12 protein-coding genes are annotated in these 11,001 nt (G+C 63.0%); 9 read left to right on the forward strand and 3 right to left on the reverse strand.

Annotated elements, in window-relative coordinates:
• From JQ603_RS09525 to dhaK, 8 genes are read left to right on the forward strand one after another with little or no spacing between them, the layout of a single operon-like run.
• Window positions 1-1,098: an ABC transporter ATP-binding protein gene (locus JQ603_RS09525; protein ID WP_212338671.1), complete on the forward strand. Its 1,098-nt coding sequence runs from the start codon at window positions 1-3 to the stop codon at window positions 1,096-1,098.
• Window positions 1,091-2,098: an ABC transporter ATP-binding protein gene (locus JQ603_RS09530; protein WP_212338673.1), complete on the forward strand. Its 1,008-nt coding sequence runs from the start codon at window positions 1,091-1,093 to the stop codon at window positions 2,096-2,098. Before JQ603_RS09525 ends, JQ603_RS09530 begins: the two co-directional genes overlap by 8 nt.
• Window positions 2,095-2,709 carry a dihydroxyacetone kinase subunit DhaL gene (dhaL, locus tag JQ603_RS09535; protein WP_212338675.1) on the forward strand — a complete coding sequence of 205 codons (615 nt, stop codon included), beginning with the start codon at window positions 2,095-2,097 and terminating at the stop codon, window positions 2,707-2,709. The genes JQ603_RS09530 and dhaL overlap by 4 nt, the downstream gene beginning before the upstream one ends.
• Window positions 2,706-3,092, forward strand: coding sequence for a dihydroxyacetone kinase phosphoryl donor subunit DhaM (gene dhaM / locus JQ603_RS09540; RefSeq protein ID WP_027557143.1), 387 nt, complete (start codon window positions 2,706-2,708; stop codon window positions 3,090-3,092). Before dhaL ends, dhaM begins: the two co-directional genes overlap by 4 nt.
• Entirely contained in the window at window positions 3,085-3,399 is a 315-nt protein-coding gene (locus JQ603_RS09545) for an HPr family phosphocarrier protein (protein ID WP_212338678.1), read from the forward strand. Before dhaM ends, JQ603_RS09545 begins: the two co-directional genes overlap by 8 nt.
• Window positions 3,400-3,403: 4 nt before the next feature.
• On the forward strand, window positions 3,404-5,002 hold the full coding sequence (gene ptsP, locus JQ603_RS09550; protein WP_349630723.1) for a phosphoenolpyruvate--protein phosphotransferase: 1,599 nt from the start codon (window positions 3,404-3,406) through the stop codon (window positions 5,000-5,002).
• Entirely contained in the window at window positions 4,999-5,430 is a 432-nt protein-coding gene (locus JQ603_RS09555) for a hypothetical protein (protein ID WP_212338681.1), read from the forward strand. The genes ptsP and JQ603_RS09555 overlap by 4 nt, the downstream gene beginning before the upstream one ends.
• A gap of 38 nt (window positions 5,431-5,468) precedes the next feature.
• A complete protein-coding gene (dhaK, locus tag JQ603_RS09560; protein ID WP_212338683.1) occupies window positions 5,469-6,458 on the forward strand; it encodes a dihydroxyacetone kinase subunit DhaK in 990 nt (329 codons plus the stop codon).
• A 110-nt stretch (window positions 6,459-6,568) separates the two neighbouring features.
• On the opposite strand, the gene cysN is transcribed toward dhaK, so the two are convergent.
• Window positions 6,569-8,443: a sulfate adenylyltransferase subunit CysN gene (cysN, locus tag JQ603_RS09565; protein ID WP_212338685.1), complete on the reverse strand. Its 1,875-nt coding sequence runs from the start codon at window positions 8,441-8,443 to the stop codon at window positions 6,569-6,571.
• Window positions 8,443-9,381, reverse strand: coding sequence for a sulfate adenylyltransferase subunit CysD (gene cysD / locus JQ603_RS09570; protein WP_212338687.1), 939 nt, complete (start codon window positions 9,379-9,381; stop codon window positions 8,443-8,445). Before cysD ends, cysN begins: the two co-directional genes overlap by 1 nt.
• 268 nt (window positions 9,382-9,649) lie before the next feature.
• Between cysD and JQ603_RS09575 the strand changes: the two genes are divergently transcribed.
• Window positions 9,650-10,513 carry a hypothetical protein gene (locus tag JQ603_RS09575; protein WP_212338690.1) on the forward strand — a complete coding sequence of 288 codons (864 nt, stop codon included), beginning with the start codon at window positions 9,650-9,652 and terminating at the stop codon, window positions 10,511-10,513.
• Window positions 10,514-10,653: 140 nt separating this feature from the next.
• On the opposite strand, the gene JQ603_RS09580 is transcribed toward JQ603_RS09575, so the two are convergent.
• Window positions 10,654-10,962, reverse strand: a complete 309-nt coding sequence (locus JQ603_RS09580; RefSeq protein WP_212338700.1) for a hypothetical protein — start codon at window positions 10,960-10,962, stop codon at window positions 10,654-10,656.
• Window positions 10,963-11,001: the final 39 nt, after the last annotated feature.

An 11,001-nucleotide genomic window follows, 5' to 3' on the forward strand; every position in this document is an offset into this window, starting at 1 on the left:
ATGGCACAGATCAAGGTCGAGGCGCTCGACAAATCCTTCGGTGCATTTCATGCGGTCAAGTCCGCCAGCTTCACGGTGGAGGACGGCCAGTTCCTTTGCCTGCTCGGACCTTCCGGCTGCGGCAAGACCACGACGCTCCGCATGATCGCGGGCCTGGAGCTGCCGACGGCGGGTACCATCCGGCTCGGCGGCGAAGACGTGACGATGAACCGCGCGTCGGCGCGCGACATTGCCTTCGTGTTCCAGCTCTTCGCGCTCTATCCGCACATGAATGTCCGCCGCAACATCGGCTTTCCCCTGAAATGCGAGGGCATCGGTGCCGCCGAGCGCGATCGGCGGGTTGTCGAGGCAGCGCGCATCCTGCGGATCTCGCATCTCCTCGACCGTTCCGTGTCGGGCCTTGCCGGCGGCGACCGGCAGCGCGTTGCGCTTGGGCGTGCGATCGTGCGCAAGCCAAAATGTTTTCTGATGGACGAGCCGCTCGGCGCGCTCGATACCGAGATGCGGGAGGCGATGATTCATGAGTTGCGTGCCCTGCATGATCGGCTCGGCGCGACGACCGTCTACGTTACGCATGACCAGCTCGAGGCCATGGCGATGGCAGACAGGATCGCGGTGATGAACAATGGTGTGGTCGAGCAGGTGGCGAGCCCGCGCGATATATATGACCGGCCGACATCGCTGTTCGTCGCAGATTTCATCGGCTCGCCGCCGATGAACTTCCTGCCGTTCCGCGGCGGCTTGCAGACCGGCGCAGAGGCGGTCCGGCTCGGCGAGCGTGACGTTGCAATTCCTGCCGCGCGCGAGGCAATGGCGGAAAGCGAGCTCGTGCTTGGGGTGCGGCCCGAGCATGTGCGCTTCACCGATCGCGGCATGGTGCGCGGCGAAGTCTATGGCACGGAATATCTGGGCACGACGCAGATCGTGACCGTGACGACGCATTACGGTGCGCTCAAGGCTCGCTCACCCAGCAGCAGATCCTTCCGGACCGGCGAGACTGTCGGCCTCGACTTCAGGCCCGATACGCTGTCGATCTTCGACAAGGCATCCGGCCGGGCGATTCGCACTGCGCTGCATGAAGGAGGCGCGCATGGCTGAAGTCGAGATCAAAGCCGTCTCCAAGGCCTTCGGCAAGACGCAAGCCCTGAGCGATCTGTCGCTGACAATCGGCGACGGTGAGTTCGTGGCATTGTTAGGCCCGACCGGCGCCGGCAAGACCACGGCATTGCGGTTGATCGCCGGATTGGAGCAGCCGGACAGCGGCTCGATCCGTATCGACGGGCGTGACGTGACCGGCGATGCGCCGGCGGACCGCGATGTGGCCTTTGTCTTCCAGCAATATTCGCTGTATCCGCACCTCACCGTGTTCGAGAACATGGCCTTCGCGTTGCGTGCGCCGACCCGCCGCGTGCCCGAAGCCGAGATTCGCGCGAAGGTGCAGGAGGTCGCGCGCCTGCTTCATATCGAGACCAAGCTGGACAACAAGGCGACGCAGCTGTCAGGCGGGCAGATGCAGCGCGTCGCGATCGGCCGGGCGCTGGTCCGCTCGCCCTCGATCTATCTGATGGACGAGCCGCTCTCCTCGTTGGATGCCAAGCTGCGCGGCGAGCTGCGCCTCGAGCTCAAGCGGATCCAGGTCGATCTCGGCGCGACCATCCTCTATGTCACCCACGATCAGACGGAGGCGATGACCATGGCCTCGCGCATCGGCGTGATCGAAAGCGGGCGGCTGATGCAGATCGGCTCGCCGCGGGAGATCTACGAGAATCCGATCAACGCGCATGTCGCGGCAAGGCTGGGCCAGCCGGTGATCAATCTGCTGCCGGCGGCTCTGTTCGGCGGCGCGCCAGCCGGCGCCGAGACCATCGGCGCGCGGACCGAGCACCTGACGATAGCGCGTAACGGCGGCGATGTCTCGGCAACCGTCAAGCGGGTCGAGCACCTCGGTGACCAGAGCCACCTTCATCTCGACCTCGCCGGGAGGCCGGTCGTGACCCTGGCGGATCCCGAAGCGGGCTTTGGCGCAGGAGACGTCGTGTCGCTCCGTTTGAATAAACCGCTGTTTTTCGATGCGAAGGGCTGGAGGGTAGCGGCATGAGCCTTGATCGGGTAGCCAGGGAAAGATTGGTGCGTGCGCTGGCAGCGTCGGTGATCGAACACGCGGACGAGTTGACGAGCCTCGACCAGGCGATTGGCGATGGGGATCACGGGCTGAACATGAAGCGCGGTTTCGAGGCGGTGCTTGCGGCGCTGCCAGGCCTTGCCGACAAGTCGCTTCCGGAAATGCTGAAGGCGATCGGAATGACGTTGGTGATGAAGGTCGGCGGTGCTTCGGGGCCGCTGGTCGGGACTTTCTTCATGGAACTGGGCAAGGCACTTCCGGGGCAGCCGAGCCGGGCCGATCTCGTCGCGGCGACGGAGAAGGCGATCGAGGCCGTCAAGGCGCGCGGCCGTTCGGAGGCAGGGCAGAAGACGCTGCTGGATGTCCTGGTGCCGGTTCACGCCTTACTTGCGGGAGGCGGCGACGCCAAGGCGATCGCGGCGGAGGCTGTGCAAGCGGCCGATCGTACCACGCCGATGCTGGCGATCCGCGGTCGCGCGTCGTTTCTTGGCGAACGTTCCATCGGTCATATGGACCCGGGCTCGCGCTCGGCGTCACTTCTGATCGGCGCAGCAGTTGAGACACTGGAGTTCGAGGTCAATACATGAGCAATGTCGGAATTGTCATCGTGTCGCATTCGCCGAAGATCGCGGAAGGCGCGGCCGATATGGTGCGCCAGATGGTCGGAGACGCGGTGCCGCTGGCCTGGACCGGTGGCGATGTCGATGGCGGCCTAGGTACGAATGTTGCAGGAATCCTCGAGGCGATCGAGACGGCCTGGTCACCGGCGGGCGTTGCGATCCTCGTCGATCTCGGCGGTGCCGAGACCAATTCGGAGATGGCGGTCGAGATGCTCCCGGAAGACCGGCGCGCGCGCGTCCTTGTCTGCAATGCGCCGGTGGTCGAGGGGGCCGTGATCGCTGCGACCGAATCTTCGGGCGGCTCATCGCTTGCCGCCGTCAAGCGCAGTGCGGAGGAATTCTATGCATGATGCCAACGCCAACCGGGCGGCTCAGACGTCTGCGCCGCTGACCGCCTCGGCGGTCCTCGTCAATCCGGTCGGCCTGCACGCGCGGCCGTCGGTGAAGCTCACGCAATGCGCCAAAGGCTTTGCCGCCAAGATCGAAATTGCGCTTGCTGCCGAGGGACCCTGGACCGACGCCAAGAGCCCGGTGAAGGTGATGCGTGTGAAGGCGCCGCAAGGCGCAACGCTGCATTTCCGCATCGCTGGTCCTGACGGCGAGGCGGCGCTTGCGGCCATGCTGGCGCTGGTGCATGACGGCTTCGGCGAGGCGTAGAATCGTGGGCGAGATTCACCTCACCGGCCATCCCGCCTCGCCAGGCCTCGCCATCGGCCCGGTCGCCATGTTGACGAGTGCCGTGGCGAGCAGGTTGACGAGGGGCGATCCCGGGCAGGAGGCCGCAGCGCTGAAGGCAGCGATCGAGGGGGCAGCAGCCGAGCTTGCCGAACTGATCGCGACGGTTCATGGCGAGGCCGCGGAGATCCTGGAATTCCAGGTCGCGATGCTCGGTGACGATGCGCTCGCGGAGGGGGCTTACGAGGCTGTTGCGGGCGGTACGGCTGCCGATGAGGCCTGGCGCGCAGCACTCGACGCGGAGATCGCCGGCTATCGCGCGGCGGATGAGGAGTATTTCCGCGCCCGTGCCGCCGATCTCGTCGACATTCGCGATCGCGTGCTCGCAGGGCTCAACGGCGCAAACACGATCGCAAAAATCTCCGGAGAGTCCGTCGTCACGGGCGACGATATTTCGCCATCGACGTTCCTCGCCGTAGACTGGACCCGCGGCGGTGCCGTTGCGCTCGCTAGCGGATCGCCATCGTCGCATGTCGCGATGCTCGCGCGATCGCGCGGTGCCCCCATGGTGGTTGGACTGGGTCCATTACCGTGGAACGGACAGCCGCCGTCATTGGCTCTGGTCGACGGCGATACCGGCAGCGTGATCTTTGATCCCAAGCCGGAAACGCGCCGCCTGTTCGAGCAGCGGATGGCGGCGGCGCGTGCCGCACAGATCGCTGCCGACGCGGGGCGCCTCAAGCCGGCGCTGACGGCCGATGGCCGGCGCATCGCCGTCCTGCTCAACGTTGCCGCGCCCCAAGACCTCGCGGCGCTCGATCCCGCTATTTGCGACGGCATCGGACTCGTGCGGACCGAGTTTCTGTTCGAGGGATCGAGAGGCCTGCCCAACGAGGATACGCAATATTCGGTCTATCGGCGCATTCTCGAATGGGCTGCGGGACGGCCGGTGACGATCCGCACTCTCGATGCCGGCGGCGACAAGCCAATCGCCGACCTGACGGTCGATGGTGAGCGCAATCCATTCCTGGGCCTGCGCGGGATCCGGCTCTCGCTTGCGCGGCCGGAGGTGTTTCGTGTGCAGTTGCGGGCACTCTGCCGTGCAGCGGTTCATGGGACACTGAAGGTGATGTTGCCGATGATCGCGGTCCCCTCGGAGCTCGACCGTGCCAAGGCCATGATGGACGCGGAGTTTGCGGCACTCGAGGCAGCGGGGATCGCCTGCGCGCGTCCGCCGCTCGGCATCATGGTCGAGGTCCCGGCGGCAGCCCTGTGCGCGGAAGAGTTCGGAGCGGCGTTCTATTCGATCGGGTCGAACGACCTGACCCAATACACAATGGCTGCCGCACGCGATATCGGCGCTGTCGCCGACCTCAACGATGCCGGCCATCCGGCGGTGCTGGCGCTGATCGCGCGAACCGTCGAGGCCGGGCGCAAGCGCGGTGTCGAGGTTTCGCTCTGCGGGGATGCCGCAGCGGATACGCGCTTGACGAAGGCGCTGCTGGCGACAGGCTTGACGACCCTCTCGGTCTCGCCGATTGCGGTAGCGCGGCTCAAGGCCGCCATCGCTGGGGTGACCGCATGACCGACGATGCAGGCGAAGACACAAGCCGGCCGGGCGACAGCAACGTCGCGGATTACAAGCTCATCCTGCGGAGGGCTCTCGACAACAGGCCGTCCGGGACGCGGTTGAAGCTCGCGGCCGCGCTCGGCAAGAACCGCTCCTTCGTGAGCCAGATCACCAATCCGGCCTATCTGGTGCCGATTCCGGCTAAGCATGTCCCCATTATCTTCGAGGTCTGCCATCTCGCAGGTGCCGAGCGCGCGGCTTTCCTCGAAGCCTATGGGCGCGCACATCCGGGTCGGCTGCGTGGCGCTCACCGCGAGGCGCGCACGCGCATTGTTTCCGTGACCGTGCCAGATCTCGGCGACGACAAGAAAAATCGCGCGCTCGAGCAGCTCATCGTCGATTTTGCTGCCCAGCTCGCGCGCTACGCCGAAAGCATCGGCTGACGAATTCGAAACGCAAGAAAGATAGCCGGGAGGACGCCATGAAAAAGCTGATCAACAGCGTCGACACAGTGCTCGAAGAGAGTCTCGACGGATTGGCGGCTGCACATGCCGATATCCTGCTGCTCGGCGCCGAGCGGAAGTTCGTGCGCCGTCGTACACTGAAGCCGGGCAAGGTTGCGCTCATCTCAGGCGGCGGCTCCGGCCATGAACCGCTCCACGCCGGCTTTGTCGGCGACGGCATGCTCGATGCCGCCTGTCCGGGCCAGGTCTTCACGTCGCCGACACCGGATCAGATGATCGAGGCGGCTGAGGCCGTCGACACCGGGGCAGGCGTGCTGTTCATCGTCAAGAACTACGAAGGCGATGTGATGAATTTCACCATGGCCGCCGAGATGGCAGGGCGTGAGGTCGTCAGCGTCGTGACCAACGACGATGTCGCGGTTGAGAAATCGACGTACACGACCGGCCGTCGCGGCGTCGCGGGCACGCTGATCGTGGAAAAGATGGTCGGCGCCGCTGCTGAAAGGGGAATGCCGCTCGCCGCGCTCAAGACGCTTGGCGATGACGTCAACCGACGCACTCGCTCGATGGGGGTGGCGCTGCTGCCGTGCACGGTTCCGGCGGCGGGCCGGCCGAACTTCACCCTGGCCGACAACGAGATGGAAATGGGGGTCGGCATTCACGGCGAGCCGGGTCGCCGCCGGGTGCCGCTGGCCTCTGCCGATGCGATCGCGGCCGAGATGCTCAACGCGATCCTGGGCGATCTCGCACCGAGCAAGGGCAGCGAAGTCCTGCTTCTCATCAACGGGTTCGGCGCGACGCCGCTGATCGAGCTCTATCTGATGGCCAACAGCGCCAAGCGCATCCTGGACGGGGCGGGGATCACGGCGACGCGCTTCCTCACCGGCTCCTATGTGACGTCTCTCGACATGGCCGGTGCTTCGATCACCGTCTCAGTGCTCGAGGGTCAGGCAAAAGAATTGTGGGATGCCCCCGTGCATACCGCGGCGCTACGCTGGGGTATCTGATGGACCGAAGCGAGAGCTCGGAGTTTTCAGTTGGAAAGGCTCGTGGCCCGGTAAATCCGAATGATGCCGTGATCTGAACTTAGCGTTCGAATGCCGCATCGACGCTTCGTTCATACGATTCCGAGTGCGGCCAACTTCTTCACGATCTGGTCCGCCAATTGCTCGGGCTGCTGACCAATCGTTTGCAGGTGTATTTCGGGAGTCTCCGGCGGTTCGTACGGGGCATCGAAGCCGGTAAAATTCCTGATCTTGCCGGCCTTTGCCTTGGCGTAGAGACCCTTTGGATCCCGCCGTGCACATTCGTCGATAGGTGTATCGACGAATACCTCAATGAACTCTCCATCGGACACCAGTCGGCGCACCATGTCTCGCTCGGCGCGATAGGGAGAAATGAACGAGCACAGCACGATCAGGCCTGCATCCACCAGTAGTTTTGCTGTCTCTCCGGCACGACGGATATTCTCAACGCGGTCCGCCTCCGTGAAACCGAGGTCCCGGCTGAGGCCATGGCGCAGATTGTCGCCGTCCAGCATCATCGTGTGATGGCCGCCGGCATGAAGCCGGCGTTCAACGATGTTGGCAATCGTCGACTTGCCGGCACCCGACAGGCCGGTGAGCCATACGATGGCTGGCTTCTGGTGCTTTTGCGCAGCGCGCTCCGACTTTCCTATCAGCGTGGCCTGCCAGGGGACATTGGTGGCACGCCGCAGGCCAAACGCGATCATCCCCGCGCCAAGCGTATGATTGGTCAAGCGGTCGATGACGATAAATGATCCAGTCTTGCGGTTCTGCCCGTACGGGTCGAACGCGACGGGTGTGCCCGTCGACAGATTGCAGAACGCGATATCGTTGAGGCCGAGCGTGCGAGCGGCAAGGTGCTCGCGGGTGTTGACGTCGATCTTGTACTTGATCCCGGTGACCGTAACAGGCGTCGTCCGGGTGCCGATGCGGGCCAGATAGGAGCGGCCAGGCATGAGTTGCTGGTCGCTCATCCAGATGACATGTGCCGCAAACTGGTCCGATACCTCGGGAGGAGAATCCGGACTGATCAGGAGATCGCCGCGGGCGATGTCCAGCTCGTCTGCGAGCGTGATCGTGATCGCGTCACCGGCCTGGGCGGAGGTCTGAGCGCCTTCCGCGGTCAGGAGTTCCTTCACCCTCGTCGAGAGCCTGCCGGAATTCGCGACGGCGATGGGATCGCCGGCATTGATTGTCCCGGATGCTACCGTGCCGGCGTAACCTCTGAAATCAAGATGGGGTCGGTTGACCCATTGCACCGGAAAGCGGAACGGACGTTCGATCGTGTCGCCACTCACATCGATGGTTTCGAGATAGTCGAGCAGGCTTGGCCCGCGAAACCAGGGCGTGTTGTCCGACACCTTCGTGACGTTGTCGCCATGTCGGGCCGAGATTGGAATCGGTGCGATCGACGAAAAGCCGAGTTCCGCGGCGAAGCCTCTGTATTCATCGACAATGCGAGAGAAAATCTCGCTTTGATAGGAGATCAGATCGATCTTGTTCACGGCCAGGACAACATGACGTATGCCGAGCAGCGAACAAATCAGGGAGTGTCGTCTGGTCTGAGGCAAAACACCTTTGCGCGCATCGATCAGGAGAATGGCGAGATCGGCTGTCGATGCCCCGGTGGCCATATTCCGCGTGTACTGCTCGTGGCCGGGCGTGTCGGCGACAATGAAAGAACGTCGGGGTGTGCTGAAGAAACGATGTGCAACGTCGATCGTGATGCCTTGCTCCCGTTCGGCTTCGAGCCCATCCATGAGGAGCGCAAGGTCGATGTCGTTTTCGGTGGTGCCGTGGCGCTTCGAATCCGTCGCCAACACGGATAGTTGATCTTCAAAGATCAGCTTGGAGTCATGCAGGAGGCGGCCGATCAGCGTGGACTTTCCGTCATCCACCGATCCACAGGTGAGGAAACGAAGCAGGTCCTTGCTCTGCGCTTCGACGGGAAGTTCGCGGCTGTCCATCAAAAGTAGCCTTCGCGCTTCTTTCGCTCCATTGATGCGGGTTCGTCGCTGTCTATCAGGCGACCCTGCCGCTCCGAGAGCCGCGTCGATCTCATTTCCGAGATGATATCTTCCAGCGTTGTGGCACTGGAATCGATCGCTCCGGTCAGGGGATAGCAACCCAGCGTCCGAAATCGAACTTGCCGCGATTCCGGCTGCTCGTCCGCATTGAGGGGCAGTCTCTCGTCATCGACCATGATCCAGGAGCCGCCGCGCGCCACGACCGGGCGGTGTTTGGCGAAATAGAGCGGCACCACGGGAATGTTTTCCAGATGGATGTAGTGCCAGACATCCAGTTCGGTCCAGTTCGATAGCGGGAAAACGCGAACGGTTTCGCCTGGTCCGACACGGGTGTTGTACAGGTTCCACAATTCCGGGCGCTGGTTGCGGGGGTCCCAGACATGTCCGCGCGAGCGAAAGGAGAAGATCCGCTCCTTGGCCCGGCTCTTCTCTTCGTCCCTGCGAGCGCCGCCAAAAGCGGCATCGAAGCCATAGAGGTCGAGCGCCTGTTTGAGCGCGTGGGTCTTCATCACCTGAGTGTGGATCGATGAGCCCGATGTAATCGGCGAGATGCCACGGCCTAGACCATCCTGATTGATGTAGATGAGCAGCTCGATGCCGAGCCGACGCGCTGTCTCGTCGCGAAACGAGATCATCTCGCGAAACTTCCATGTCGTATCGACGTGCAATAGCGGAAACGGGAGCTTTGCGGGGTAGAACGCCTTGAGCGCCAAATGCAGCATGACGCTGGAGTCCTTGCCAATCGAATAGAGCATCACCGGGCGTCTGAATTCGGCGATGACTTCGCGCATGATCTCGATTGATTGAGCTTCCAGACTCTTGAGGTGCTTCGGAAGCCCGCGCTGCGTCCCGTCAGTGGTCGATGCGACGAAATTCATTGCAGGCGCCTTCAGGGGAATCTCATTGGGAATGCCAACATACTTCATGCCAAACCGGCAGCGATAGTTGATGTCTACGGCGCGCGGAGCTATGTCGTCCGGCCGCTGGGAAGCCGGCGCCGACGAATTCTTGATCTTGGTGCGATAGTAAATGCGTGGGCCTTGTTGCCTTGCATTCTGAACGCGGTAGTGGCTGATGCGACTTCAAGGTGCCGGTGAAGCGAGCGGTCGCGGCGTTCAGCGGCACACTTTGAATTAAAGAGACCCGATGGCATTGAATGCGGACGACATTTTTCTGAATCCCGCGCTTGAATCCCGCGTGCGCGGACAAGCCTGGGCGCTCTTGCTTCTCAACGCTGCCGATCCGCGGATGGGATCGTTGTTTGCAACGCAGCAACGCTGGCTGATGGCGCACGCGGCGGTAGCGCAGTTCTTCCGGGATGTTGCCGTGGCCGGTCCTGGCTCCGGAGTGTTGACCGCACGTGTGCTCGATCTTGTCGAGCATCACCAGATCGCAAGCCGGAACACCGCGGCTGCCTTCGTCAAGGAGATGTTGAAATACGGCATCGTGCGCCATGTTGCGGGAAGCGAGGGCAAGCGTCATCGCCCGGTGGAGCCGGGACCTGCAGCGCTTGATGCGCTGCATCAATGGCATCTGCTGCATCTGGCAACGCTGGATGGCCTGGATGGCGGAAGCCGTTCGGCGACATTGGCCGCCCGACCAGAGGTCGTTCAGCGCATGCAGCCGCTGATTGCCGACGGCTTGCTCGGGTCTCACATGGTTCGCGAACCCGAACCGACGTTCAAGCTGTTCACCTGGGTCGACGAGGGGGGCGTGTTGATGGATCGCCTGATCGTCGGCTGTGAGGAAGAGGACGCCAGCCTCGATCGTATCACGACCGACGTGACGTCGGTCTCCGCTCTGGCGCAACGGCTGAAATTGTCGCGGACACAACTGGGCCGCAAGCTCGCCGAGGCAGAGTCCATGGGAAGCGTTGGCTGGGTTGGAGCGCGCGGCAAGTCCCGACTCTGGGTCTCGAAAGGCTTCCGCCGCGAATATCACAAGGCGCAGGCGGTCAAGCTCGCGATCATCGACGCAGCCTTCGACGCCTGTTTCGTGTCGCATCGATGAAGTCAACGACATCGTTGGACCGATGATCGGCAGCATTGATCAATCCGCTGTCGCCTGACCATTTTTGGTGGTCGACCTTTCCGGCCGGTCTCGATCTTTACCGCACATGTTGGACCCGCTGCGGAAAGTGCCGCAGTGGTTCATGGCGCTGCGGGCATTGATTTCGCAGCAGAGTTTCGTGCGCGGAATGAGAGCATGTCGCGATCTAGGTAAACGCATTTTCGGATTTTATGCGCGCCGGGCGGGTAAGCACAATTGATGAAAATGGGCGCGTGTGAACGCTGGTTCGCAGCCTTCGGCAGCTCGACACCGTACCAATGGGTCCGCTGAGGAATCGTCGCTTCCGGGCTGCGCTGAATGAGAATGGCATTGGTGAGGAGGATGGCTCTCATCGGTCGGTAGATGGAGAGCACGACAACAGCGTCGGTCGGATGTGTTTCGGCGGTCATCTTCCGCCTCGTTTGCGCTACCGTTTTCAGATGGAATGA

This window comes from Bradyrhizobium liaoningense, from assembly GCF_018130825.1.
GTDB lineage: Bacteria > Pseudomonadota > Alphaproteobacteria > Rhizobiales > Xanthobacteraceae > Bradyrhizobium > Bradyrhizobium liaoningense_B.

Excerpts from the sequence above, each read along its gene's own strand:
- JQ603_RS09525 (WP_212338671.1), top strand. The coding sequence starts at position 1 with ATGGCACAGATCAAGGTCGAGGCGCTCGACAAATCCTTCGGTGCATTT.
- JQ603_RS09530 (WP_212338673.1), top strand. The coding sequence starts at position 1,091 with ATGGCTGAAGTCGAGATCAAAGCCGTCTCCAAGGCCTTCGGCAAGACG.
- dhaL (WP_212338675.1), top strand. The coding sequence starts at position 2,095 with ATGAGCCTTGATCGGGTAGCCAGGGAAAGATTGGTGCGTGCGCTGGCA.
- dhaM (WP_027557143.1), top strand. The coding sequence starts at position 2,706 with ATGAGCAATGTCGGAATTGTCATCGTGTCGCATTCGCCGAAGATCGCG.
- JQ603_RS09545 (WP_212338678.1), top strand. The coding sequence starts at position 3,085 with ATGCATGATGCCAACGCCAACCGGGCGGCTCAGACGTCTGCGCCGCTG.
- JQ603_RS09555 (WP_212338681.1), top strand. The coding sequence starts at position 4,999 with ATGACCGACGATGCAGGCGAAGACACAAGCCGGCCGGGCGACAGCAAC.
- dhaK (WP_212338683.1), top strand. The coding sequence starts at position 5,469 with ATGAAAAAGCTGATCAACAGCGTCGACACAGTGCTCGAAGAGAGTCTC.
- cysN (WP_212338685.1), bottom strand. The coding sequence starts at position 8,443 with ATGGACAGCCGCGAACTTCCCGTCGAAGCGCAGAGCAAGGACCTGCTT.
- cysD (WP_212338687.1), bottom strand. The coding sequence starts at position 9,381 with ATGAATTTCGTCGCATCGACCACTGACGGGACGCAGCGCGGGCTTCCG.
- JQ603_RS09575 (WP_212338690.1), top strand. The coding sequence starts at position 9,650 with ATGGCATTGAATGCGGACGACATTTTTCTGAATCCCGCGCTTGAATCC.
- JQ603_RS09580 (WP_212338700.1), bottom strand. The coding sequence starts at position 10,962 with ATGACCGCCGAAACACATCCGACCGACGCTGTTGTCGTGCTCTCCATC.